Genomic DNA, 24,084 nt, shown 5'->3' with positions numbered 1-24,084 from the left:
CCCCTGAACCGTCATACGGCCCAGCCCACCCGACCCCGCCAACCCCTCACACAGGAACAGCGAAACCCATGACAGCCAGCAACCAACCTGCTAGCCACACCACAACAGCCACTTGGCCACCCCATGACAGCGATCACACCCCCGCCCTGGACCCGCTACCAGGACACACACACCACAAACCCGCTGACGCCCACTCACTGCCACCCCACCACCCACTCACACGCGCCACGCTCGTCGACTGCGGCCCCCTCCCCGCCCGCCACGGCAAACACGAACCGTTCCGCGAGGTGATCACCGACATCGAAAACGCCCTCGACCTCCACCAGCACAAACCCGGAACCCTCCCCCGGCACGCTGCCTACCTCCACCAACGCACCGCCGGCCGCATCGGATCCCTCACCCGACTCATCCGCCAAGCCGCCATCACCGCCATCCACGACGGCACCGAACGCATCACCAAAACAACCCTCGACACCATCCGCCTCGACCACCTCGCCGAACAACACGCCCGCCCCACCCGCAACCGCTGACCAGCCAACCCCGGAGACCGAAACGCTCCCCCAGCAGTGCGAAATCAGCCGTACTGAGCGGTTCAGAAAACGGCATGGCCCGATCGCTGCAAAAATCCGCCTGTCAGACAGTCGCACTGGACGGGGGCGTGTAGCTGTGGCGAAAGCAAAGACGAAGGTGAAGACCCGCAAGGGCTATTACCGGGCAGCGCACTACGTGAAGCCATCCTCGACGTCCAGCCGATGGAAGAAGCCGTCCCTGGGGCTCATCCTGGGCGCCGCTGTGCTGCTCATCGCCGCATGGAACACCCTGTTCTCAGACGGCTCCGACAGCCCGGACAAGACGCCTCGCCCTCAGCCGTCCAGTGTCTCGGCCTCTGCGGTACCCGGTCAGTGATCCCGCCTTCGGCGGAACGCCGAGAAAGTGCGCTGCCACGCTTTGGCCTTCTCAGGCCCGCCATCACGGGTGACTGCCGGGCTCGCCGTCCCCGCCGACACGTTCTGCTGGCGCAGTTGCTGCCAGGCGGTCTGCCACTGCGTGATCTGCTCATCGGGGACACCGCACGCTGAAAGGTAGACGGCCGTGGTGCCCCAAGTCGTGGGAAGAGTAGTGCGGTTGAGTAGACGGCCGACGGTGCCCGCCGCCATACGTCCGGCCGAACGCTCACTGACCGCCTGATGAGTCAGGCCGCTGACCACGCGCACCTCCGCGAGGGCGGTGAAGAACCCGGTCACGGTACGGATCGCGCGCGGATCCGGCCAGGGACGCTCGCCCGCATCCGCAACGACCGCAGCAGCAACGGGCGCGGCAGGCAGATTCGCATGGTTACGTCCGAGCGCGACCTGGGCACCGCTGTTGCGGTCCCGCGCCTGCGGAACAGGATGCCCACGCGCCTCCATCGTCAGGCGCAGATGCCGGTACAGCGCCCCGAGGTCAACCAGCGCGGGACCGCCGGGTATGCCCTGGCGCAGGGCCTCCAGCAGAGCCCCGGTGAAGGCCGTGTAGGTCTCCCCCACCGGCGCCAGAGCAGTACGGGTCTCAGCAGCGGCCGCCAGCAGGAAACTGCCCTCCACCGCCGCCTGGTCGGCAAGGCCTGTCCCAGCGCTCATCCTCCCCAAAGCCAGGCCGCTGTAGCAGCAGTCCAGAATCACCACGTGCCGCTCGGCTCGGGAGTCCAGCAGCAGCACCTGGCGCACCCAGTCATAGGGCAGGCCGGTCTCGATACGGCCGAACTCGGTATGCGGCAGAGCCAGAACGAGCTGATCCTGGGCATCGACCAGTCCATGCCCGGCAAAGTAGACGATCAGTGTGTCGCTGGCCTCGGCGGCCGCCTGCCGCACCTCGCCCACCACCGCGTGCGCAGCAACTGGATCCTCCACGACCCTCACATGCTGGGCAGGCAACTGCAGCGACAGCGGCCCGCACAGCAGACCAGCCAAGGCCTGCACGTTGTTCGACACAGCCGGCAACTGCTCCAGATGCTCATACCGGCTCGTGCCCACCAGCACAGCCCTAGAGGCCCCCGGATCGGGCAGCACACTCACCGATCGTCGCCCTCACCGCCGCCGACGGCCTCAAGCGCCCGAACCGCCCGCGCGATCTCCTCTTCAGAACCCTCCGCCAGGACGATGACCGTCTCCCCGCGTCGGATCTCCACCTGCGGCCGCTGCGGCCGGCTCTGCCGCCACGCCACGACCGCCAGCACGAACGACGCCGCGCTCCACCCGTTGCCCGTCACCAGCTCAAGCACATCCAGGACCGTGCCCATCTCTCCCGGGCCCGGCACACCACTGCGCACCCCCACCACAGCAGACCGGCGCACCACAGGATCCGCACGCAACCAGCCCTGCAGCGAACGCAACTCCCCCGCCCCCAGCCCGACCTGCAGCTCTAACTGCACCCGACCTCCCCTGATCCGTCCACGCGCCCACCAACAATGCACAACCGATCAGGAAACCCGCTACAGCACAACACCGCACCCCGAACCAGACGAAGACCCCTGAGCAGCACAAACACCTGTCGAGCCTTTTAGCCCTACCGACACCTACAACACGCCAACCCTCCTCAACACACCACCAACAGTCCCAGCTCAAGCCCCTGATCACCCTCCCAGAACCACTCCGCCCAACCTCTCAGCCAACCAGCAATACACCAGGCCAGCGACCACCCCACACACCAACAAGCCCCCTGCAAGCGTTACGAGCAACTGGCCGCCATCGGCATGCGATGGACATAGTTGAACGGCCCAGATCAACACGATCCAGGCGACACCCAGGGCAACGCGAAACGTTTTGCGCGACCACTCTCACCACCGAGCAGCGAGGCACGCTGCGAGAGCTGGGGGGAGGTGGACGCGATCGGCTGGTCGGGAGCCTGCGCCGGTGCTTCGAAAAGAGGTTGCTGCTCTCGCGTCCCGGTCCGCGCCAGAGCTGGTCTCAGGCCGCTGGATGGAACCTGCTCCCCGGAAGAGGTCAGACCACCGCGGAGCCGGCGTGCTGGGGATGCCCCGACTCCGACCGCACCCCACATTGATCTGGAAGTCACCGGACACGCTGCTGGCGCTGCCCTGGCGTGCTTTGGTCGCTGGCCGAGGCTCAGCTCTCAACGTGGAGTGGGCTCTTGAGTCGTTTTGCCCTGCTGAACACGCGGCAGCGGCCCGCCGGTTGGGCGGGCCGCTGCCTCAACGAGTCGTTGTGCCTCAGCGTGAGGCACTCATGATGGGTCTGCCTATAGAGCTGCTCCCGTTTCCAGGCATGGCAGAAGGGTGTTGCGCATCAGCGTCGCCTTCCGTCTGTCATGCGATCAGGGTGCTGCAAGTACTCTTCGATTTCCCTAACCAGCTGCTTCGCGTCTTCGCTCAGCTCTGGGTTGGCTGCAGCACTCAATGCCAGTTGCACGGCCGCGAATGTGTGTGACCCAGTGCTTGTTCCGCTGGCTTTCCACACATACAGTGCCGCACTCTTTTCCAGTCCCGAGGCTGCTGGAGACTCTGGCGGGCTCTCTTGCTCCTGCCTTTCGGCATGAAGCATTTCAAGATAGTCCCGCGCATCCTCGTCACCTCGCTCTGCCGCCCATTGCCACCAACTCAATGCCTCCTCGTCCCGGTCTAGATATTCCAGGAGTTCCGCGATTCGGCGTGTTTCCTGCGCGTCGGTTTCATGCGCACATTCACGTGCCAGCAGGAGTACGAGTTCGCACTTAGCTTCGGTTAGCTCTCGGTCGTCCGGGCACGGGGCGGGGGCCGGGGGCCAGCCGGCAAGCTGGCCCCCCTCCGCCTGTGCCGAGTCCTCGGGTGTCCGCGGACTCTTCGAAAGTGCCTGCTCGGAGCGTTCGAGCAGGGCCCATACGGCGAGGAGCCGGATGGCGCTCTGCTGGTGTTCCTTGCCCCAGGTGCTCATGCGGTTTCCTCCTCGCCGGTCTCGTCGACGTACTTCTTCAGGTTCTTGATGGCCATGCGGATGTAGCTCTTCACCGACTCCTCCTTAAGGCGCAGGCGCTTCCCGGCGTCTTCAGGGCTGATGTCCTGGAGAACGCACAGGGTGATGACCTGCCGCTGCCGGTCGGGAAGTTTGGCGACTAGTTCATCGATACCCTCTTTGATCATTTCATAGGCGGCATCGGGGATGCCGATCTGGGATTCCTGCTCGGGCAGGTCTTGTAACGGTGCAGGAGTAATGCGCTGGTTACGCCGGAACTGGTCGATCACCGCGTTCCTGACTGCGGTGCGGCCGTAGGCGGCCCGGTTTCCGGGCCGCGCTACGATTTTTTCCCACGACGTGAACATACGCATGTAGGCCACCTGCACAGCATCTTCCGCGCTGTGCAGGTCGCCACCTGCTTCGGCCCGGGCCACGCGGGAGAACGCCGCGCTGGTCTCGAGGACGAACGCCTCGAAGTCCGTGCCCCGGTCGGGCTCGGTCACGCAGCCTCCCGCGTGACGATCGCCACCTGGCCCTGCTCCGAGTGCTTGTAGAACAGCCAGGCCGGCTGCCCTTCCTCGAAGCGGGCCGCGGCCCCGCCCTCCGGCAGCGCCGCCGCCATCGCGATCATCGTCGCGCGCTGCTCGCGCTCCGTGCGGGCCCGCAGGTACGCCCTCAGGCACATCTCCACCACGCTCTTGGTACGGCGCAGCGCGTAGTACGCCAGGAACATCAGCGGGACCGAGATCCCACCCGCTCCCATCCACTCGAGCCAGGTCACCAGACCGGCCTCCCATCATCGACTCGTTGATGAGGGCGTTGACGCCCTCACCCCCTTACACGCGCCGACAGGCCCTGATCCGGATGCCATGGGCCAACTTTTTTTCCGTCAGCCCCAGTTGCCACGATGTTTCCCCTCTGACCAGCGGAAACATAAGTCGCCGCGTCGCAGACGGGCAGGGCGCCCGCCCGCGGGAGTCCCGCCTGGGGGCCGGCGTCCTTGGCCGGAGGGGCGAGCTGCGGATGCACGTGTCCGCCGTCGTGGACATCGGCGCCGCCGGGCCCGCCGGGTGCGCAGGTGGAGCGTTGCTGCCTCACTTCGGCGAGGTGACAACATCAACGTCATCGCGGGAGCGTGCACGCCGGGCGGATGGCGGGCGCCGGATGGGGCCAGCGGCAGCCACGACAGCCCGGGCGGTCATGCACCTCGTGTGTCGTTTGCGCTGTGGAGCCGCCCGGATGTACCAGGGTTTGTTGCAACGGGGCTTGGAGACGACGAAACCGGCACCGCCGAGTGGCGGGTGCCGGCGTCGTGCGGGCAGATCACGCGCCAACGTGGATCTGCCGGTGTCCCTGTCAGCGTCGGTTGCAGCCAGTAGCAGTTCAAGGACGTTCGCGGGCCGGGAGCACCGGCCTCGTCGTGTTCTGGGGCCCACCATCACTCATAGACAGGGACTGCGGCAAGCAGATCATGGACACAGATGGACTATCCGCGTGCAGCGTCCGGCCGGAGCGAGCGGCGCCGCGGCAGCAGCCCTGGTTGCCCGGTCTTCGAGGGGCAAGGGCAGGTGAGGTGGTGAGAACCGCTTGCTTGGACACCACAGAACCAATCAATGGGCATTACCGGCATAGGGGGCGTTCCGTCAGGTGATCTTTCTGCGGGAAGCGACGCGGGGCTGGAATGATGGAGACATGCCCGGCGCGGGTGGCGACGCCAATCGCCCCTGCTCCAGAGGGACTTGCAGCCAGTAGCAGTTCGCCCGCCCTGGTCCGCCGCCTTGGCACCGGGGCCCGTGAGAGGACCTTCGCATGTCGAGCAACAGCCCCCGTGTACCGCGATGCGGGACCGACCGGATGGGCACTCCTCCATCCCGGTTCGGCGCGCCGCAGGCCTTCACCGCCGTCTCTTTCCCCGTCCTGGGTTCCGCCCTGCACATGACCGGGATGCCGCTCGAGGACATCTTCCTGCTGCTCGGGGGATGCGGTGCTCTGGGCGCTGCGGCGGCCGTCGCGGCCGGAGGTGGCCGGCTCCGCCTGGGCAAACTGGCCGTCGCGGTGCTGCGCGCCGCGGCCGGGAAGTAGGCGGCACAGGAAATGGGACGCAAAGAAAAGCCCGTCGACCAGAGCCGGCCGGCCCGCGGTCGGCTCGCCGTGCACCTGCGCGGATTGCGGGATGCGGCCGGGATGACCTACGAAACGTTGGCCCGCCGCACGGGCCTGTCGCCTGCCACGCTCAAGCGGGCGGCATCCGGGGCTGTTGTGCCCCGCCGCACCACCGTCGATGCCTACGTTGAGGGCTGCGGTGGTGAGCCAGATGCGGTGCGGGCCGCGGATGAACTGTGGCGCCAGGCCCGCGTCGAGGAACGCGGCCGGCTAGTACAGCTGCGGGCGCCGCGCCCAGAACTCATCGGTGATGAGGGGGACTTGAGCAGAGCGCTGGAAGTGGTGTGGGAACAGGCCGGGGCGCCGAGCCTTCGGGAGATCAAGGAACGCTCGGGCAACCCGATCGCGCTGCCGGTCAGCAGCGCGGCCCGGATCGTCAACCGCGACGCCATCCCGGCCGATGAGCAGCAGCTGCGGGCTTTCCTGACCGGCTGCGGCATCCCGTCCGAGCGGCACACGCCGTGGCTGAGCGCCTTCGAGAAGATCACCCGGCGCTCCCCTGCGGCCGGCGAGCTGCCCGGTGAGTGGCGCCGGCTTCGCAGCCAGGCCGCGCTGAGGCGGCTGCAGCGTACGTCCTCCCGGCTGCTGACTGATCCGTCGACGGCGCAGCCCAGGCACACCCGGGGATCAAGCGACCAGCAGTGGAGGCATTTCCTATCGCTTCTCGAGCCGGTGGTGCTGGAAGAGATCGTGGGCAGCGGGGTGCACAGCTACCTCGCCTCGCAGGCCGCGCGGAACGGCAAGGCTCCAGCGCAGCCGGTGTCCTGGCGGCCCGACTACCTGGTGCACCACAACGGCCAGCCCGTGGTGGTGGAGGTCAAGAGCACCTCCAGGCCGTCGGGCCAGCCTCCGGCGGGTGGAACGGCGGGCATCGCACCGCACACGCCGTCCGGCAGCGGGGGCAACCCCGCCGCGCGGGTGCTTCCCCTCCCGGCCGGGCCCCCGCCCGTTCTTGCGGCAGTCACCTGACCATGCCGCCCCCGCCGTCGGCCTGCCCTCGGAGCCCTGGTCGAAGGCGCGGGCGGCATGACGACGTGCATTCCAGCCCTCACCACGCAACACCAACAGAAGACCGAGGCCTGTCATAGTCCCCTTCTCGGGTACAGCAGCCCTCGCTTTGGGACGCCGGGGAGTCCTTCGTGTCGCTCCCCTGCCCGGCGAGACCACGGCGTGTTTGATCAGCCGCATCGCCGGCCGCTACGGGATGGAAGCGAAGGTGTTGCGGGCCTGTTGGAAGTGGCGCAACTACCCGCCTGGGCACGAGGGCGGCGGCGCACGGGCTGACGCCGAGGTGCTGCTGAACGCGGCCGGACGCCGGCTCCTGGTCGGCATGTGCGGCGTGGAGGAAGACGTTCTGGCGCGGGCGTTGCCGTCCTGGGCGGAAGGGGACGCAAGGCTGCGCGCCGAGGATGATGATCCGGTGGGGCTGTGGCGGATCGGTGGCGCGGTGGCCGGTCCGGTGGCGTTCGGCTGCCGGCTGTGCACGGCCCGGCGTACAGGAACTGCGGTGCGGGTGGTGCGGTATGCGCCGCGGTGGGAGCGGGTGTGCGTGCGGCATGGGCGATGGCTGCTGGACGCGGACACCAATCAGCCGCTGGTGCACCTCGACCTGCGTGGCCTGCCGGAGGTGGTGGCGGCGCAGCGGCGGTGGGCCTCCGTGGCGCGGCGGGCGGTGCGGGCCGGGGCCGAGCCGGAGCGGGTGTTCGCGCTGGCGCGGGCGGTGGTGGCCCGGTGGTGGGAGCAGGCTTACGGCTGGGAGCGGGAGACAGTGTGGCCGCGGCGCCTGCACCTGGTTGCGGGCGGGGATGCGGGGGGTGATCTGGCGCGGTGGCGGTTCGTGGGGCGGGACGCGGTCATCTTTCCGGAGGTGGTGGCGGTGGCAGAGGCGCTGCTGGATCCGGGTATGGCGGAGCTGGTGTGGGTGGACAGCGGTGCCGGGCGGCCGCGGGCGCTGCCCGTGGACGGGTTGTTCTGCCGCCGACTCGGTGAGCGGGTGGGGCGGGGATGGCTGGGGCCGCTGGCCGCGGCAGACCACGGCGGGCCGCTTCTGGCGTGGATGGGCAGCGTCATCCGTCTTCGCCGCGGCGGCGGGCCGCCCGGGTACGACAACGACCCGTGGTGGCTGCGGCAGGAACACCAGGCCGCGACCATCGCCGGGCAGCCGGCGCCCTCCCCCTCCACGCCCCCTACCTCCACCAGCGCACCGCCGGCCGCATCGGATCCCTCACCCGCCTCATCCGCCAAGCAGCCATCACCGCCATCACCGCCATCACCGCCATCACCGACGGAACCGAACGCATCACCAAAACCACACTCGACGCGGTACAGCTCGACCACCTCGCCGAACAACACAGACGCCCCACCCGCAACCGCTAACCCCCGCCCACCGAACAGGCAAAACAGCCCTGACCAGCACAAACACCAACCGAGCCATTACACGCTAGCGAAACCACAGCAAACCCGGTCCCACTCAGCACACACAACACAACCCCAGCTCACACCCCGAACTACCCACCGGAACCGCGCACCCGGCCACTCTCAACGAACCCACAACACACCAGGCCAACAAGCCAGCGAGACACCAACAAGCCCCCCTCCGAGCGTTACCAGTACGCCGGAGAGCGCAGGCCGGCCGCGAGGTCGGGGGCGGCGAAGGCGCATTCCAAGGCCGGGAAGGTCTTCTCCACGGCGTCGGTGAAGGCGCGGAAGTAGTCCCGTGCGCCGCGGGCATTGCCCCACTCGGTGACGGCATCGCGAAGAGTGCCTCGGCCTACTGCAGGGAGATGCCCGGCTTAAGTCTCATATCCGGATTCTGCCGTCTCGTCAGGACACGGTGGGATCGGGCCGAGACACCCGATCGGGGCCCGCGCAGCTTCCGCGTTGCCTGCGGAGCGCTGTTGGGGGCACGACGCTGCTGTCCCCGATCCGGAGGCAGCCGGACACGAATCTGTCCGGAAGACCACCGCACCGCGCACGTCGGACCGAGATCACCGGATTGGGGGAAGGTCCCCGAACTCCCGTGCCCTCCCACAGGGCGGAGGGGTTGAGGTTGTGGCATGGGCTCGATGCGGTGCGGGGAGGACCGGGGTGTCGGCGGTGGCCGGGACGGCAGCGGCCGTTCAAGAACTCGATGGGGACCAGCGCGCAGCGCTCGACGCCTGCGTGGTCGCGGCGCTGGCCTTGAGTAGCAGTGAGGGCGAGACACAGGGGCGGATGCGGCTGCTGATGGAGTGCCATGGTCGCTACGTGCGATCGTTCGGGGTCCTTGAGCAGGCACCGTCGTACGAGGTGTTCGCCCGTCGGCTCCGCGGAAGCCGGGTGGCCGACCTTCTGCCGGGACGGCCGCAGGGATCAGTGCTCCGCAAGCTGTGGCTGCTCGATGACGACGGCATGCCCAGCTCGGCGCTGCACCGGCTCGCGGTGGAGGCCTCAGAGCACGGCCACCAAGCCCCGGGGATCGGTGCCGACATCCGCCATCTGCACAGCCTGCTGCGGGCGGTGGGGATGCTGCCGGTGAGTGCCGTGCTGTCGCGGATCTCCGGCGAGACCGTCCAGCACGCCATCTTCCGCGCGCTGGGGGCCGCCGGCTTCGAGGCATACACCCGGGGTCGGGAGGCGATGGTCCGCACGCCCGTCCTGACACGGCGCGATTTGTCCCGGAACACCGCGTTGGTCGAGCTGGGCGCGTACACCGGTATCTCCCCAACGCGGCAGTTCGGCGGCCTGTGGGCAGCGTGTCCGATGTGCAGATGGACGATGCGGGCCACCTACCGCCCCAACGGCGTGGTGGATGTCGAGTGTGAGGACGAGCGCCACAGCCTGCTGGGCGCCCGGTACCGGGCCGAGCCGACTGCGGTGGAGGGCTGGCGCTTGGCCCCGTGCGGCGAGCTGCGCACCGTGCCGGAGCTGCTGCCCGTGGAGGGCTACGTGGCGTTGCCTTACGCCCTGTGGCTGTGGGTGACGCTCCCGGGCCTGCTGGAGGTCGAGCTGCGCGACCGGCTGGTCGGCCTGGGCGCGGAGGTGCGGCTGTGGCCGTTCGGCGACGCCTATGACCTGCATGTCACTCGTCCCGGCCGGTCCGGGGCGTGGCGCGTCGACGTCAAGACCTGGGCCGACCCGTACGGGCTGGCCCAGAAGCTGCGCGAGGATCCCGAGGGGCCTGGCGAACTGTGCTTCGTGGTGCCTGAGCACCTGCGGGGGTACCTGCCGCTGCTGCGCCGGGTGGTGCGGGGCAGCGGGGCGCGCGTGCTGACCGATGCCGACCTGGTGGCGGAGGTGGAGGGGACGTGAGCAGGACGATTGCCGGGGCTCTGGCCTTGGCCGAGTATCTTCTTCCCGCCCGGTTCCGCGACGGGCGGCAGGTGGTGCGCGTCGCGGACGCTCATGTCCTGCTGAGCGGGCACGCGCCGCGTGTTGTGGCGGCCTGGGAGCAGTGGTCGGAGGCGGACAAGCAGCGCCTCGGCACGCTGTTGGGCACCCGCCATCGGGGGGAGGCGCTACTGCACCACGTCGAACGGACCGTCTACGACGTCTTCCACACCCCGGACGCGGACGGCCCGCTGCCCGCTCTCTATGCGCTCGGGTGCAGCGAGCGGGGGCGGGCGCTTGAAGTGCTGCCGGCTCACGGGCAGGACCCTTCGGACGTCGCCGAACGCCTGCTCGCACCGGCCAGGCGCCGGCGGCTGTTGCGGGTCGCGAGCGGATCAGGCTGGTCGGCGCCGACATCGCGTGGCCGGGTCCAGCTCGCTTTCCCCGACGAGCGGGGGGTGTACAGGCCGCCTCGGGTCGTGACCGCGCCGTCGGTGGATTTGGTGGTGGACGCCGATGAGCTCGGCTGGCAGAGTCGGGACACCGACCAGGACATGAAGAGCCCGGCCTTCCGTGAGAGGCAGATCGCGCTGCTGCTGTGCGGGACCATCGGTGGCGGGCAGCGCCCCTTGGAACCCGTCGTCCTGCCGCCGGGCCGGATGCACCTGCTGAGTGCGCCTCCGGGCGTGGGCAAGAACGTCTTCGGCCGGGGGCTGGCGATCCAGCAGGCGGGTCTGGGCCGCACCACTGTGCTGGTGGTCAGTGATAACGGCGACGTCTATGGCGAGGCCGCCACCTTGCAGCAGGAGTTGCGGGCGGCGGGCGTCAAGGAGACGGCCACGCCGTTCATCGCCCCCAACAGCCGCTACAACTTCGCGCTGCGCTCCGCCGCGAAGCTGGAGGGCACCGGCGTGCCGCTGGCGCAGGCCTCGGCGGGCATCGCCTTCCTCGTCTACAACTCGGCCTACGGGTGCGCCGTGCATGCGCAGCTGGAGGGACGCGACGCCTTCGAGGGTGGCAGGGAGCCGTGCACGGTCACGGCGTCGGACGCCTTCGAGCGGCCGGAGCGGGCGCTGTGCCCGTATGTGTCGTCCTGCGGGAAGTTCTCCCACGTCGAGGCCGCGACGACGGCCAGGATCATCGTGACCACCCACGCCTGCTTCCAGTCCGGGATGATCAAGGTTCCGGTGGAGGTCGACGGGGAAGTCCGCAACAGCATCAGCGTGCGGGAGTTCCTTCTGCGCCTGGCGTCCTATGTGGTCGTCGATGAGGTCGACGCCTACCAGTCGCGGGGGTTCGACGAGTGCGGCGTGCTGGAGCTCGCGTCCCGCTCCCGCCCAACCACGGTGCTGCGGCGCATTCGCGACAGCCTGCACCAGGCGCCGCCGCGGCTGGCGGTGGCCGTGCGCCGGCCTCTGACCCGGGCGGTGTTCCTGGCCGAGCAGCTGCTCGACCTGGTGGCCGGGGAGGAGGTCTGCACCGAGGTCGCCCAGGCCCGGGCCCTGGCCCGCGGGCAGGACCCGCGCCGGACGCGGCAGGTCCTGCAGGACCGCAAGCGCTGGTACCAGCCCCATCAGTGGGACCGGCATCTGCTGGAGAACCTGATCGGGGTGGATCCCGAGGTCGCGGCCACAGCCGAGCAGGCCGACTGCCTGCAGGCCCTGCTCCCGCGCGTGGCCACCCGACCGGGCGACCGCCCTTCCTGCGCCGTCCTGCCGGATCGGCTGCTGCCCGTCCCGGGCCTGCTGGAGCGGATGCTCACGATCGACGAGGGCGGGGAGTGGCAGCTGGCCCACCTCAAGGACGAACTGCGGGAGATCGTCTCCGCCGCGCTGCCCGCCTTCTGTGCTGCCGAGGGCGGAGCCGACGGAGCACCTGCCGAGTCCACGGTGCCGGCGCAGCGCGGGCTCGACCGGCCGGAGCCGGTGCGGGCGCTCACGCGCACCGAGGTCACCGCGGGCGTCCTGCACGCGCTGATGATGAAGACGTGGCTGACGGCCATCGTCCACACGATGTTCAACCTGACGGACAGGGCCGGCGAACTCGCCGGGCACGGCATCGACGCGGCCTCCGAGCTCGCCGACGCGATCGGCCACCAGGGCGCCGGCACCGTCGTCCCGTTCGGCCCGATGGGCCGCCAGCTGGGTGGGTTCCGCTTCGAGGGACTGGACGACCCCGGCAATCACGCGAGTTTGAAGATGGAGGTGCTGCGCGCCGACCCCCACACCGAGACGCAGTTCCTCGGCAGCGTCGTCTCCCTCGCCTTGTGCGGCCGCCAGCGCACCGTCTTGGGCATGTCCGCCACCGGCTTCATGCCGGGCGCGGCGCGCACCCACCTGCTCGCCCGCCCCGACTGGGCCATGCCCGACACCCTCCCGGGCGGCCTGACCATCTTCAACAGCAGCCCCGTCGCCGACGGAAAGCTCTTGGCCGTCGGCAGCACCCCCTACCGCGAACGCGACCAGCGGGTCATCTCACTGGCCGCCGGTTATGCACCGGGCCTGGTGCGCGACCTGGACCGGCTTGCCGCAGAGGCGCGCACCCGGCATCGCGCGCGGGCCCTGATCACCGTCAACTCCTACCGGCAGGCCCGCCTGTTCGCTCAGACCCTGTACGACACCGCGCTCGCCCTCGGGCGGCGGCTGCGGATCTACGTCGCCGTCGCGGACACCCCCGATCCCTCTCTGCCGCCGGTCTGCGACGCGATCGGCCAGCTCACCCGCGACCGTTTCGCAGAGCTGGCGGACCTCGACGGCGAGGTGCTCATCTCGCCGCTGCCGCGCACCGAGCGGGGCTTGAACGTGCTGACCGTGTTCGAGGGCGTCGCCGTGTCGGCCATCACCCTGATCGCCATGGGTGTCCGGCCGGTCATGCCGGCCGACGACCCGGCGGTGCTGGCGGCCAGTGTCGCCGCCCGGGCTTGGCGCGACACCGTGCCTGGCGACGACCCCGCCGCCGTCCTGGCCCGGGCCCGCGCGGCGGCCGACGCGCACCTGCGCCTGAACCTCAACGCGCCCAAGCGCTTCTCCGCCCTGCCCGACGAGCTGAAGTACGAACTCGTCGCCACCCTCCTCGGGCAGAGCGTCCAGTTGGCAGGCCGCGGACGCCGTGGGCAGACCCACGTCGAGCTCCACTTCATCGACGGCGCCTTCCACGACCCCACCTGGGGATCCGACCTGCCCACCCTGATCCGCGGGCTGCTCGATCAGTCCCCGCAGGACGACCTCGCCCAGCTCGGCGCTTCTTACGGCCACACCATCGAGGAAATCGCCGAGTACGCCCACGCCCAGCACCTGCTCCCCGCGCTGCGCGCGGGCTTTGACGCCTACCTGGGAGAGTACGCATGAGTCGCCCGCTCGACAGCGTCGCCCGCAAGCAGGCCCGCCTGCTGCAGTTCCGCACCGCTCCCGCCGACCTGGGCGAGGTAATCGCCTACCGGCCCGACGCCCCCGTCATGGACCTGGCCATGGAGCTCTCGCGTGAGTACAAGCGCAACGTCAGCACCGGTCTGGACGTGCAGCCGCCCTACCGGGCACTGGAGTGTGTCCTGCGCGCGGCGGCGGGCACCTGGGCGCGCTGGCAGTGGAACGACGGCTGCTACGAACTCCTGTGCGCGGCGCCGATCAGCGCCGAGGACCGACGCGACGTGTTCCGCTACTGGGCCGAAGCCGTAGTCCCCGGCCCCGACGGCCGGCGCATCGGCAAACAGCTAGCCGAACTCCTCGCCCGGGCCGAGCCCCGCTCCGCCATCCTGCCCCCGCCGCCGAGCGCCGGCAAGCGCTCGCGCGGCTGGTGGCCGGGCGAACTCGCCCGCTGGCGCCTGGCCGAAGAACTCGCCGCCCTCGAGTGGCCCCGCAACAACGGCGCCCCCGTCCGTTTCGCCCTGTGCACCGACGGCCGCCTAGCCGCGATCGGCCACGAACTGCCCGCCGAACCCGACCGCAAGGGCATCGTGCACCACCTACTGCCCCGTATCACCATCGGCACCGCCGCCAGCGGGCACTCCCGGCGCCACGCGCTGACCGTGAACGCCACCACCACCCTCCTCGCCACCTCCTGGAAGGGTGTCGCCACCGTCCTGCTGGCCAACCCCGACCAGCCGCTCGTCGTCGCCGCGGCCACCGACGGCCCGCCATGGAAACGCCGCCTGCACGTCCCTGCGGTCGCCGCCAGCCGCCGCCTGGCCGCCCTGCCCCGCCTGAGCGCAAACGTGCCGCCCTTCCCCGAGCACCTCGCCGACGACGCCCTGGCCGACACCGCCCCGGGGCCGGTCTGGGCCGTCGCCCCGGCCAGCGTCCGCACCCCCGGCCTGGGCCGCGGACACGGCATGGAGTTCTTCCGCCGCGTCGAGGAGGCCATCGACACCCGGTGCGAGAAGTACAGCCACCGCAGCCCCGTGTTCATCGAGGTCCCCGGCATCAAGGTGCCGCCCACCGAGAGCGGCTCACGCGTCAGCGGACCGATCCCCCTCGAACGGATCCCCGCCGCCCTGGACGCCGCCGGCGTAGGCACCCTCCTCGTCCCCGTCCTGTGGAGCACCGACGAGGTCCGCGCTCGGGTGAAGGCCGCGATCGCCGCCCAGTGGGGCCCCCGCGAGGACTGGAAGGCCGTCGAAGGCGTCGCCGAACCCGCCGCCGGTGGGCGCATCAAGGTCGTCTTCCTCCACGACAAGGCCGGCGCCCTCGGCCACGGACCGCGCACCAGCGCGGAGCGCGAGCGGGACCTGGCGCAGATGCTCGCCCCCCACACCCGCGAGGACACGCTCGTCGCGGCGATCTGCGAGACCGACTGGGACCCCGAGCGCTGGTACCCGAGCGTCGAAGCCCGCGAGAAGGCCGAGAACGAGGACGGCAAGTGGCCCTCCAAGCAGGCCCTCGCGCGCCTCGCAGCGACCTCCCAGTACATCAAGCAGGCCCCGCCGCCGGTTCCCACCCACACCCGGGAGGGCAAGCCCTACAACGAGAAGTACCGAGCGAAGAAGGTCGCCTCCCGCCAGAGCGGACTCGACAGCTCGACCGCGAACGTGCTGCGCGAGATTCTCAGCGGCGTCGGCGCCACCGACCACCGCCTCGGTGCCGCGTTCGGCAAACTGCCGCTCGAGAACTGGTGGCACATCGGCATCCACGTCCGCCGCCACGCCCAGCGCCGCACACCCGGCAAGCGCCGCACCACCGAACCGGCACCGATCACCGCAACCCTCACCGCCATGCGCCCCACCGGCGGAAAAAACGACCCCTGGCAGATCTGGGCCTACAGCCCCCAGGCCGGGCAGTGGCAGCCCCACAACCCGGCCACCACCGCGCTGCACGCCGCCGACCTCGCCTGGGACGTCAGCGGATACCGCGCCGCTGCGGACGAGACACTCCAGGCCCGCGCCGCCGCGGACATCGTCGAGCAGGCCCTCATCGCCACCCGCACCCAACTCCCCGCACCAGCCCCCGCGGTGCTCTACGTCGACGGCGACGCCGCCGAGTACATCTGGGCGGGCCTCACCGACGAAGCCCTGGGCCAGGACCCGCCGCCCGGCATGCCCCGGCCGGCGTCCTGGCTGCCCGGCCACAGCCTCCCCCGCGCCCAGCGACCCCTGGCCACCGTCCGCGTCATCGGCGACCTGGAACGCATCGGCCGCCCCACCGGGGCCCACATGCGCACCAGCGACGGCACCTGGCGCGCCACCGACACCACCAACAGCCTCTTCCAACTCGCCACCGACGACGGCACCCTCACCTACCCCGACCTCCTGCTCGTCAACGTCCCCCGCACCTGGGCCGCCGGCCCCTCCGGCCGCTTCGGCAAGGACGAGACACGCTTCGAAAGCAGCAGCCAGAACAAGAACGGCTACGCCCACACCGCCACCCGGTTCACCGTCATCGCCCAGAGCCCCGACGCCGACTGCGACCTCATCGGAGCCGCCGCCGCCGTCCTGACCAACCAGGGCATCACCTCCGACGTCCGCCAAAGCACCCCCACCCCCCTCCACCTCGCCCGCAGGATGGACTCCACCCACCCCTACTACCGCCGCACCGCGGAGAGCGCCGAGGACGCCGCCGATGCCGCCGATGCCGCCGATGCCGCCGAAGACGGGAACACCGCGCAGGAGGAGACGACCAGCCTGTAACCAACGCGCACTCACCCCGACGAGGAGGCGCTTGAGGAGCCTTCCGTCATAGCGGATCGACGGTGAGGAGACGTCGGTCGAGATCAAGGCGGACAGCGCCACCAGAACGGCCCGCTACCGTCCGCCATCACTTGCCCCCCAGGCACGCTCATCCGCCAGCGGCTCCTCAAGCCGAGCGTGCAGCCCACACAGCCATGCCCGGCCCCAGGCACAAGGGGCTCGTCCAGACACCACCACATCCCAACGATCACTGAACCTGAACCATGCACAGCACAGATGACACGGCCTGATCACCAACCAGAAAACTGACAAACCTGCAGCCAGACCCCACCCCAAGATCAGCGCCCACAGCCACTGCCTGTACAAAGGCATCACGATCACCTGATGCCAGCCACACATAAACTGATCAGCGCAGGCCAGATCACCGCCTACTGATCACAAAGACTGATCCTGGACAGGAGCAGCTGTCTGCCATCGGCATGCGCTGGACAACATAAGCTCGCGCGCAGGTGGACGGGCTTGCCTCGGGTGATGCTGGCCCCTGAGGACCGTCAGGTCGCTGGCGGTTCGTTCGATGTGACTGTAGGCAGGGTTCTGATCCGTAGCAGGCCGTCTGCGCCGCCCGTTGCGAAGAGTCTGCTGTCCGGTGAGAAGGCTGATGCTGTCACGTGGCCGCTGTGGCCGATCTGCGGACTGGGAAGCTCAGTCCAGGTAGCTGTTTCCCAGATGCTGAAGCGGAAGTCCGGCTCCTCCGGGGCATCCGAAACCCGGTCGCCGCTGATGGCTACGAGGATGCGTCCGTCCGGAGAAAACGCCATCTCTGTGACCATGTCACCCGGGCACTCGAGTGGCTCGTGGATCATCTGCCGTGTGCGCACGTCCCAGAGCTGGACGTCATCGCTGCCGGTGGCCAGAACGTCGCTGCCCAGTGCGAGAGCCAGAGCGGTGACGTCTGATGCATGGCCACGTAGGGGGGCATCGATCCTCGTCTGTTCTTGTGCCTTCCAGACCTGGGCAACGCCTTCGGCATGGCCGGTGATCAGCAGGCCATGGTTGGTGAGGGCTGGGGCGCATGTGAGGTTGTTAGCGAAGTGCTTCTCCGCTTTTCGTGGCTGACGGGGGTCAGTGATGTCCCACCGGCGGATCGTGCGCCCCTGGACATAGAGGGACTGACCATCGAGGGCGAAGAGGAGGCTGTCGACAAAGCCGGCGTTCTGGAGAGGCTCTGCGACGAGGGTCCGGCTTTCCACGTCCCACAGCCGGGCGGTTGCGTCCTCGCTTCCCGTTGCCAGGAGCCGGCCATCGGGAGAGAAGGCCACACTCGTCACACGGCCGGTGTGTCCGAAGAGTGCTGGTCCCGCCCGGCGCTGTGCGACGGTGTCCCATAGCTGCACGGTCTTGGCGCCGTGTCCGGTGGCCAAGAGATGACCGTCCGGGGAGAACGCCACTGCCCACACCCCTCCAAGGTCCTCGGCGGTCGGCGGCAACTGCACATGCTGGCCCCGCCGCAGCGCGGCCAGGACGACCTGCTCGGACAGAGCGGCATGATGCTCTGTCGGCAGACGGGTGAGGGTGCTGTTCTGGGCGTGCCGCAGCAGAGACAGTCGCTGCCAGCGATCCCGCCACTGGGGTAGGTCCGGATGCTGTAGTGAGGCGACCTTGTTGGTGTCGTAGGCCAGCAGGACGCGGACCAGGGTGAGGTAGTAGTCGCGGCTGGGCAGGCTGTGGCCCCGCAGGGTCGCACTGATCCCAGAGGCGGACAGGTGCTGGCCACGCGGGGCCCGGGCGGCGATCTGTGCGAGCGTCGGGTCACCGTGCAGCGCCCTGAGCGTGCGCAGTTCTGCAGCAGCGAGCCTCAGCTCCCGTCCGAAGTCGCCTTTGGCTGTGCGCACATCGCCCCCATGTCCGTGTACGGCGGCGGCAGTCTCGGCCGTCTGCCCAGGTTAGAGAGCCGTCTGTGCAGACCATCGGAAAATGCTGATGTCTGCTGGATTTAGCTGGAGAACCGTGCAGATCCACGCCGGTGCGGCTGTGTGTGCGTCTTTTCGCGCTGTGCAGGAGAACGGCCGGGGCTGGGCTCGACTAGGTGCCCAGGAGGTACCGGTGATGACAACTGGCCAGACGACCGAGGGAACACCCGCGCCGATCACGGCTACGCTGAACACGCCACCCTGGGCTCGGGCCGAAGCCCCACAGGGACGCTCTCAGGCAGAGAGCAGCAGGACCGCCGACCGCGAGGCGCGCACCACCCCCACGCGGACGACACCACAACAGGTGTCCGCCGTCTCTGTTTCTCCGCCTCGTAGGAGATTCCCAATGTCTCGGGACTCGCAACCCCCCGTACCCGCTCGTCCGGAGCCGCCCGGCCCGCCCAGCATGGGCCTGCCGTCCGAGGCACCGCCGCTCCTGTCAGTGCACGCTGCCGTGGTCTTCCTGACAGCCGGCTTCATCGGCTTCATCATGGGCGGGCTCGTGCTCCTCTCCGAGAAGTCCGTGCCCAAGGCCGTCGCCGCGGGCTTGGGCTCCTTCGGGCTCAGCGTTCCCGTGCTGCACAAGCTGATCGGCTGATCGGCACCTGTGCCGTCTGCTGGCAGCGCGGGAGTACGCCAGCAGACGGCCGGTGTCCAAGACGCAGGCTGATGGGTTGGAGTGGCCCGTAGACCTCGCCCAGACGACCGCAGCGGCGGGCTGCACGGGATTTCCGTGCAGCCCGTCGGTGTACAGCGTTGGAGGGGAGCCCGCGGCGATAGCCAGGGCGGTTCGAAGGGCTCGAGCCCCGGCTGCTGGGCTTCGCACCAGCCCCTGTGTCGGTGTCGTCAGGAGAAGAGGCCAGCGACGAACACGGTGACCGCTCCGAGTCCGAAACAGATGAAGGACCACTGCACATGGCGGTGCTTGCGCCAGGCGATGTCGCTCATGTTGATCAGCTGCTGGCTGAGCACAGGGAGTACGTCGGTCTGGAGCAAGGCCGTGGTCAGCTCGCCGGCTTCGCGGTGCCGGAGGTGGCCGAAGTAGATGAAGTGGTTGGGGGCTTCTGCCACAAGGTCCTTAGCGGAGCGGAGTCGGGGGACGACGACCAGGGTGGCGAAAATCCCGCCGATCAGGATGAGATTCGTGCCAGCCCACAGTGGGGCCCGGACTCCCCAACCGTGCAGGTGGGCGAACATGTGATCGTCTGTGGACAGCGCGATGATGCCGGCCGTGGCCGCCGATTCGAGGGTGAGGGCGAAGGATGCTTTGGCGTCGACCCTAGCCGTCCACTCTCCCAGGGCGGTGTGGATCTGCCACGCAGTCTCCGTTGCCTCTTGAGGCGTGCTCATACGCTCCACCTGTAGCTGGACCGGTAGATCGTCATGTGCTCACCACCGACGTCGGCGCCTCGGGCCTCCCACATGTCCTTGCCCTTGGACAACTTGGTCTTCTCGCTGAGCTGCTTGTAGACGGCGGCGGTGATGTACGTCCGGTACCGGCCCGTCTCCCGGATGTCGCTGAGCTTGGCGGCCACGTTCGGAGCGCGGCCGATCGAGACGAGGTCGCTGCTGTCCCGGACGCCGGCGCGGGCGATGAACGCTTCGCCGGACGCGATGCCGACGCACATCCGAGGTTTGAAGCCGTCGCGCTCCAGGTGCGGCAGCCTGGAGTACAAGCAGGGCTGCACGATCTCCTGCATCGCGTAGTTGATCTGCAACGCTACCTTCGCAGAGATAGGCGCACGAGACGCCGCGATCTGGCTAACGGCCATCGAGTACGCGCGAGAGCATCCTGACGAGAAGGTCTACTTCGTCAGCAAGAACACGAAAGACTTCGGCGATGGGACCGCCTACCCGTACCCCATGAATGAGGACGTTGCAGGCTTCGGGGAGCGGTTCGTGCTCCTCTTCCGTGTCAAGTTCGAGCGTGTTGCCGAATCCTTCGGGGCGTGCCGAGACAGCATCAACCGACCGGCCGACAGGGCCTTGAAGGGACGAACCTCTTTCTCGAACACCCGAGAGGCACAGGGCTGGGGGAGGTCGACCGCGGACTGACCCAGCTGACCCGCACTGGGGCCTTGGAGGGGCTGCGCGGTGTCGCACTTGGCCAGTTCCCCGGCTTCGGCCAGGATGCCGGTGATTCAACTCTTGGGGATGGGGAATCGCCGACGTACTGCGCGACCGGCTAACGCGCCTGGGTGTTCCCTGCCGGACACGGCCTGCATCCTCCGACCATCCCGCTCGGCACTCAGGCCAGGATCGACACCGCCGAGGGAGCCATGACGGTTCAGCCAGCCGGCACCTGATCGTCGACCGCCCTACTCAGCCTGGAAGGCCCATGTGGCGGTAATTGACAGGCCTGTCAATCACCATGTGTAGTCGCCGCGGGGGGGCATCGGCTCCAGGTGCCGCCAGCTTCGGTGGCCAGGCGGGGAGCGGTCTTGCCGTAATACCGAGTGCCTTCGTGATAATGGGGGCCAAAACTTGGAGGACGAACTGACGGATCGCGGAGGCTCTGCCGCGCAGCGGCGGGACGCCAATCTCGCATCCTGTAGCGCAACTACTCACGCCTGCAACCGCTGCCCGTCGGCAGTCACCAGGGGGGAAGACCACAGCATGCTCCATCCGAACGTCCTCGGGGACTGGCAGGAGTACGACGAAGACTTCACAGGCCTCCGCGTCCGGGTACACAGCTTCAAGAAGGGCGACGTTCCCAAGAGAGGCCGTGACGACGACGCGAAGGGCCTGACGTACTTCAGCTTCCAGGTCACCGTCGAGAACCGCGCCGAGGAGTACTTCGACGTCCGCCTCTGCGACAACGAGGTGCAGATACGTGCAGGCAAAGACCGCCACAGCGCCTTCCTCGACGAGTACGGCTCGGCCTGGATCAGGAACTTCCGGCTCTACCCGCTCCGCCGGGCCTCGGCCACCATCTTCGCCGCCGCCCCTGCCAACCACCTCAAGACCATCGATATCCAGATCGCCATGCAATTCGATAATGGAGGCACGGACCCGTACGTGTGGGTCGGCAGCGATGGTATCCCCGAATCCACCGGCCGGGCCACGGTGAAGAAGACCCGCGGCAAGGGCATCGCCGACGAGGTCAGCAAGTTCCTTGAGCAGGGAGGAACCGATGTCTGACCTCACAGCACGCCGCGCCGTCTATATGCGCGAGGCCATTGCCGAAGCTGAGAAGAAGGGGTCCCTTCCCGAACCCGTCTGCCAGGCGCTCCTCGGAGTCCTCGACCTGTACGACGCTGCAATCGACCAGGCACGACGAGACGACTCGTTCCTGCAAGCCTGGGCGATGAACTTCGGGCTCGAAGGCTTCACCATGCCCAACGAGAGCGGAATCCGAACTCTGCTTCCCGGTCTTGCTGCCGCCATCAATCAGCTCATCCAGGCCTTCCCGGATGACATGGACGAACATCTGCCCCATCTGCGCAGCGTTCCCGGGGAGGTGCAGCAGTGAGCGCGACCAAGGACAGCGGGCCGAGCGTCAACTTCCCGCCCGTGCTCAACGGGCTCGACTTCCTGGAGAGCACCGTTGACCTGCTCGCCGTGAAGGGAGACGTCCCGCCCAGGAACTTGAAGTACGCCGTGGTGCACTTGGCGTCCGCCGCGGAGACGCTGTTCAAGGCCCGGCTCGCCATGAAGAAGCCGGCTCTGGTGTGGGCCAAGCCCGACACCTACGACCCAGGCAACCATGCACGCGGAGACTTCCAGAGTTGCGGTTGGCAGGACGCCCGCAAGCGGGTCATCGCGGAGTTCGACCTCGATACAGAGCTGTTGGCACCACGACACTTCAAGGCTCTCGCCCAGATGCGCAACCGCTTCGCGCACCTCGGAGTCACCGACACCGCCCTCGCAGTGGAAGTGCTCACGACGCCGGTGCTCGACAACCTGCTCACCTTCGTACGCGAGGACCTGCTCCCCCAGGTGGAAGAGGAAGAGCTCACGCTCGCTGAGGACGCCGTGGAGCGCATCCGCCCTGGCCTTGGCCGCATCCAACGTCTCGTAGACCTGCGCATGGAGCCGGCGCGGAAACTGCTGGGCAAGTGGTCCACTATCCTCCCTTGTCCCATCTGCGCGGCGGTCGCAGTGCCCTTGGATGGCAGCGCCGATCTGACTTGCGTGGTCTGCGAATCTCACTTGGGACCGCCGACCGAAGCAGTCTGGGCTTACGCGGACACCTCAGAGCACGAGATCGTCACCGACGGTGGCCCGTCCCCGGTGCACCAATGCGGCGAGTGTGGTAGGGAGGCCGTGACAGATGTCCCCACCGATGGCGACGGCAGCGACGCCAGGCTGCTCTGCCTCTTCTGTGGCATCGAGTGTGTGGGACTCTGTGGCTACTGCGAGCTTGCGGTTGCCAGCTTCGCCATCCCTGAAACGCACATGTGCAGCGACTGCTTTGAGTACCGATATCAGCGCTACTGACCCCGGAAGGGGCTGGTTGAGGTGGTACACGGTGTGCGAGTCTCCTACGGCGCCGCACCAGGTGGGACCCGATGGCTGTCGGGGCATTCGCCAGCCGCCTTCGCCGGCCCCTGGGCCCCCGCGCCCGCAGTACCGCGGTCAGGAAGTATTGGGCCGGAGTCATGCGCGCCGGACGGCACCGCGGCTCGTGTGGCTGGAGCCAGGCCTGTTGCTCGCGGCCGGGAAAATTGGCGGTGATACGGCGGCCCGCCCGGCAGAATCGGGTGATCGACACGCCCTTGGGGGAGCTATGCAGGAACTCCGCTTCGACGACGATATTCGGTTCACCGCGTCGGTCAGCAGTGACCAGACGTGGCTGCACCGTGCGCTGGGAGCCCACGAGCTGCGTGTTCAGCTCGCTATCGGGGTGTCGCCCTTCACCGAGGCCGGGAAAATCCTCGCCCTGGAAGCGGACCTGTTCGGCTTCGAGGCGACGGGGCAGCGCTCCCGGCTCGCCCGGACCACAGCGAACCTGGCGTACACCCCGGCGGTGACCGTCCACCGTGTGAACCTGTCGTTCTCGCTGGCCTCGTTGCAGGTCCACGCGATTGAGGAGGGCCGCACCGGCGACGTCCGCTTCGAGATCGACCTCAACGCGACCCTGCCGCAGGCGCCCGGGTACCCGGGGAGCGTCCAGGATACGGCGCACATCGCCATTGCCAAGAGCCGATGGGAACAGCAGCTCGCGCAGCTTGGGCCGTCTGCGGCGTTCGAGATGGCGGTGCCGTACCCGATCGGCGATCCGGAGCGGGACGAGGTCGGCCGGACGCTGCGAGAGGCGCAGCGGCTACTGACCGTGGGCGAGGTCCGGGCGTCGATCCTAGAGGTCAGGCGGGCGCTGGAGTGGGTCCGGGAGAACGTCACCTGGAACAACCCCGGATCGAGGAAGCAAGCCAGCCAGTGCAACCAGACCGAGCGGTGGTGGCGGATCCAGGACGCCCTGTACAGCCAGACCTGCGGCGCCCTGCACAACGATGCGGTCACCAAGACCTTCCAGTACGACCGGGCCGAGGCGGAAACGCTCCTGGCGATGACCTCCGCACTGCTGCGGAACGTGCCCGTCACCAGCGCGTAACGGGGCGGCCCGGAGCGCGCCCCGCGATCGAAACGAGGACCG

At 68.7% G+C, this 24,084-nt stretch carries 20 protein-coding genes and 2 pseudogenes; 14 read left to right on the top strand and 8 right to left on the bottom strand.

The genetic code is table 11. The annotated features are described in order from the left end of the window. Window positions 1–221: 221 nt before the first annotated feature. A pseudogene (locus ACIGYR_RS37980) lies at window positions 222–530 on the top strand (ATP/GTP-binding protein); the annotation flags it as partial. Between the two features lie 369 nt (window positions 531–899). Here the strand turns inward: ACIGYR_RS37980 and ACIGYR_RS37975 are convergent. From ACIGYR_RS37975 to ACIGYR_RS37955, 5 genes are all read right to left on the bottom strand, one after another. Further along, window positions 900–2,054: a caspase domain-containing protein gene (locus ACIGYR_RS37975; protein WP_399608539.1), complete on the bottom strand. Its 1,155-nt coding sequence runs from the start codon at window positions 2,052–2,054 to the stop codon at window positions 900–902. Further along, the gene (locus ACIGYR_RS37970) at window positions 2,051–2,410 is read right to left on the bottom strand and encodes a hypothetical protein (RefSeq protein WP_399608537.1); all 360 of its coding nucleotides are present in this window, start codon (window positions 2,408–2,410) and stop codon (window positions 2,051–2,053) included. Before ACIGYR_RS37970 ends, ACIGYR_RS37975 begins: the two co-directional genes overlap by 4 nt. Before the next feature lie 874 nt (window positions 2,411–3,284). After that, on the bottom strand, window positions 3,285–3,908 hold the full coding sequence (locus ACIGYR_RS37965) for a hypothetical protein (protein ID WP_399608535.1): 624 nt from the start codon (window positions 3,906–3,908) through the stop codon (window positions 3,285–3,287). Continuing rightward, window positions 3,905–4,432, bottom strand: a complete 528-nt coding sequence (locus ACIGYR_RS37960) for an RNA polymerase sigma factor (RefSeq protein ID WP_399608532.1) — start codon at window positions 4,430–4,432, stop codon at window positions 3,905–3,907. The genes ACIGYR_RS37965 and ACIGYR_RS37960 overlap by 4 nt, the downstream gene beginning before the upstream one ends. Then, on the bottom strand, window positions 4,429–4,710 hold the full coding sequence (locus tag ACIGYR_RS37955; RefSeq protein WP_399608530.1) for a hypothetical protein: 282 nt from the start codon (window positions 4,708–4,710) through the stop codon (window positions 4,429–4,431). Before ACIGYR_RS37955 ends, ACIGYR_RS37960 begins: the two co-directional genes overlap by 4 nt. 1,028 nt (window positions 4,711–5,738) lie before the next feature. Here ACIGYR_RS37955 and ACIGYR_RS37950 point away from each other — a divergent pair. The 6 genes and pseudogenes from ACIGYR_RS37950 (at window position 5,739) to ACIGYR_RS37925 (ending at window position 16,518) form a co-directional block, all read left to right on the top strand. After that, on the top strand, window positions 5,739–6,011 hold the full coding sequence (locus tag ACIGYR_RS37950; RefSeq protein WP_399608527.1) for a hypothetical protein: 273 nt from the start codon (window positions 5,739–5,741) through the stop codon (window positions 6,009–6,011). A gap of 12 nt (window positions 6,012–6,023) precedes the next feature. Further along, complete coding sequence (locus ACIGYR_RS37945) at window positions 6,024–7,061, top strand: helix-turn-helix domain-containing protein (RefSeq protein WP_399608524.1); 1,038 nt, start codon at window positions 6,024–6,026, stop codon at window positions 7,059–7,061. Window positions 7,062–8,255: 1,194 nt separating this feature from the next. Beyond that, window positions 8,256–8,468, top strand: a pseudogene (locus ACIGYR_RS37940) (ATP/GTP-binding protein); the annotation flags it as partial. A gap of 870 nt (window positions 8,469–9,338) precedes the next feature. Continuing rightward, a complete protein-coding gene (locus ACIGYR_RS37935) occupies window positions 9,339–10,382 on the top strand; it encodes a hypothetical protein (RefSeq protein ID WP_399608522.1) in 1,044 nt (347 codons plus the stop codon). Continuing rightward, window positions 10,379–13,747: a hypothetical protein gene (locus ACIGYR_RS37930; protein WP_399608521.1), complete on the top strand. Its 3,369-nt coding sequence runs from the start codon at window positions 10,379–10,381 to the stop codon at window positions 13,745–13,747. Before ACIGYR_RS37935 ends, ACIGYR_RS37930 begins: the two co-directional genes overlap by 4 nt. Then, on the top strand, window positions 13,744–16,518 hold the full coding sequence (locus ACIGYR_RS37925; RefSeq protein WP_399608519.1) for an RNAseH domain-containing protein: 2,775 nt from the start codon (window positions 13,744–13,746) through the stop codon (window positions 16,516–16,518). The genes ACIGYR_RS37930 and ACIGYR_RS37925 overlap by 4 nt, the downstream gene beginning before the upstream one ends. Before the next feature lie 551 nt (window positions 16,519–17,069). Here the strand turns inward: ACIGYR_RS37925 and ACIGYR_RS37920 are convergent. Further along, window positions 17,070–18,410, bottom strand: a complete 1,341-nt coding sequence (locus ACIGYR_RS37920) for a WD40 repeat domain-containing protein (RefSeq protein ID WP_399608516.1) — start codon at window positions 18,408–18,410, stop codon at window positions 17,070–17,072. A gap of 424 nt (window positions 18,411–18,834) precedes the next feature. Here ACIGYR_RS37920 and ACIGYR_RS37915 point away from each other — a divergent pair, with 424 nt between their 5' ends. Then, complete coding sequence (locus tag ACIGYR_RS37915) at window positions 18,835–19,086, top strand: hypothetical protein (RefSeq protein WP_399608513.1); 252 nt, start codon at window positions 18,835–18,837, stop codon at window positions 19,084–19,086. Between the two features lie 248 nt (window positions 19,087–19,334). Here ACIGYR_RS37915 and ACIGYR_RS37910 read toward each other — a convergent pair whose 3' ends face one another. Together ACIGYR_RS37910 and ACIGYR_RS37905 are read right to left on the bottom strand one after the other, a co-directional pair. Next, entirely contained in the window at window positions 19,335–19,838 is a 504-nt protein-coding gene (locus ACIGYR_RS37910) for a Pycsar system effector family protein (RefSeq protein ID WP_399608510.1), read from the bottom strand. Continuing rightward, complete coding sequence (locus tag ACIGYR_RS37905; RefSeq protein ID WP_399608508.1) at window positions 19,835–20,206, bottom strand: hypothetical protein; 372 nt, start codon at window positions 20,204–20,206, stop codon at window positions 19,835–19,837. Before ACIGYR_RS37905 ends, ACIGYR_RS37910 begins: the two co-directional genes overlap by 4 nt. Between ACIGYR_RS37905 and ACIGYR_RS37900 the strand changes: the two genes are divergently transcribed. From ACIGYR_RS37900 to ACIGYR_RS37875, 6 genes are all read left to right on the top strand, one after another. Next, window positions 20,196–20,543: a hypothetical protein gene (locus tag ACIGYR_RS37900; RefSeq protein WP_399608562.1), complete on the top strand. Its 348-nt coding sequence runs from the start codon at window positions 20,196–20,198 to the stop codon at window positions 20,541–20,543. The two genes, ACIGYR_RS37905 and ACIGYR_RS37900, sit on opposite strands and share 11 nt — an antisense overlap. Continuing rightward, window positions 20,438–20,677 carry a hypothetical protein gene (locus ACIGYR_RS37895; protein WP_399608506.1) on the top strand — a complete coding sequence of 80 codons (240 nt, stop codon included), beginning with the start codon at window positions 20,438–20,440 and terminating at the stop codon, window positions 20,675–20,677. Before ACIGYR_RS37900 ends, ACIGYR_RS37895 begins: the two co-directional genes overlap by 106 nt. Before the next feature lie 427 nt (window positions 20,678–21,104). Beyond that, a complete protein-coding gene (locus tag ACIGYR_RS37890; protein ID WP_399608503.1) occupies window positions 21,105–21,629 on the top strand; it encodes a hypothetical protein in 525 nt (174 codons plus the stop codon). Further along, window positions 21,622–21,960, top strand: coding sequence for a hypothetical protein (locus ACIGYR_RS37885; RefSeq protein WP_399608501.1), 339 nt, complete (start codon window positions 21,622–21,624; stop codon window positions 21,958–21,960). Before ACIGYR_RS37890 ends, ACIGYR_RS37885 begins: the two co-directional genes overlap by 8 nt. After that, entirely contained in the window at window positions 21,957–22,928 is a 972-nt protein-coding gene (locus tag ACIGYR_RS37880) for a hypothetical protein (protein WP_399608499.1), read from the top strand. Before ACIGYR_RS37885 ends, ACIGYR_RS37880 begins: the two co-directional genes overlap by 4 nt. A gap of 289 nt (window positions 22,929–23,217) precedes the next feature. Beyond that, on the top strand, window positions 23,218–24,042 hold the full coding sequence (locus tag ACIGYR_RS37875) for a hypothetical protein (protein ID WP_399608497.1): 825 nt from the start codon (window positions 23,218–23,220) through the stop codon (window positions 24,040–24,042). Window positions 24,043–24,084: the final 42 nt, after the last annotated feature.

Origin of the sequence: Streptomyces sp. NPDC053076, from assembly GCF_044546845.1 — a bacterium.
Taxonomy (GTDB): Bacteria; Actinomycetota; Actinomycetes; order Streptomycetales; family Streptomycetaceae; genus Streptomyces.
Note: the sequence above shows the minus strand (reverse complement) of the source record. Positions and strands in the feature narration are given on the sequence as shown.

What these genes read in the sequence shown, in the direction of transcription:
- ACIGYR_RS37965 (WP_399608535.1), bottom strand. Translation starts at nt 3,908, where the DNA reads ATGAGCACCTGGGGCAAGGAACACCAGCAGAGCGCCATCCGGCTCCTC.
- ACIGYR_RS37950 (WP_399608527.1), top strand. Translation starts at nt 5,739, where the DNA reads ATGTCGAGCAACAGCCCCCGTGTACCGCGATGCGGGACCGACCGGATG.
- ACIGYR_RS37945 (WP_399608524.1), top strand. Translation starts at nt 6,024, where the DNA reads ATGGGACGCAAAGAAAAGCCCGTCGACCAGAGCCGGCCGGCCCGCGGT.
- ACIGYR_RS37925 (WP_399608519.1), top strand. Translation starts at nt 13,744, where the DNA reads ATGAGTCGCCCGCTCGACAGCGTCGCCCGCAAGCAGGCCCGCCTGCTG.
- ACIGYR_RS37915 (WP_399608513.1), top strand. Translation starts at nt 18,835, where the DNA reads ATGTCTCGGGACTCGCAACCCCCCGTACCCGCTCGTCCGGAGCCGCCC.
- ACIGYR_RS37910 (WP_399608510.1), bottom strand. Translation starts at nt 19,838, where the DNA reads ATGAGCACGCCTCAAGAGGCAACGGAGACTGCGTGGCAGATCCACACC.
- ACIGYR_RS37890 (WP_399608503.1), top strand. Translation starts at nt 21,105, where the DNA reads ATGCTCCATCCGAACGTCCTCGGGGACTGGCAGGAGTACGACGAAGAC.
- ACIGYR_RS37885 (WP_399608501.1), top strand. Translation starts at nt 21,622, where the DNA reads ATGTCTGACCTCACAGCACGCCGCGCCGTCTATATGCGCGAGGCCATT.
- ACIGYR_RS37875 (WP_399608497.1), top strand. Translation starts at nt 23,218, where the DNA reads ATGCAGGAACTCCGCTTCGACGACGATATTCGGTTCACCGCGTCGGTC.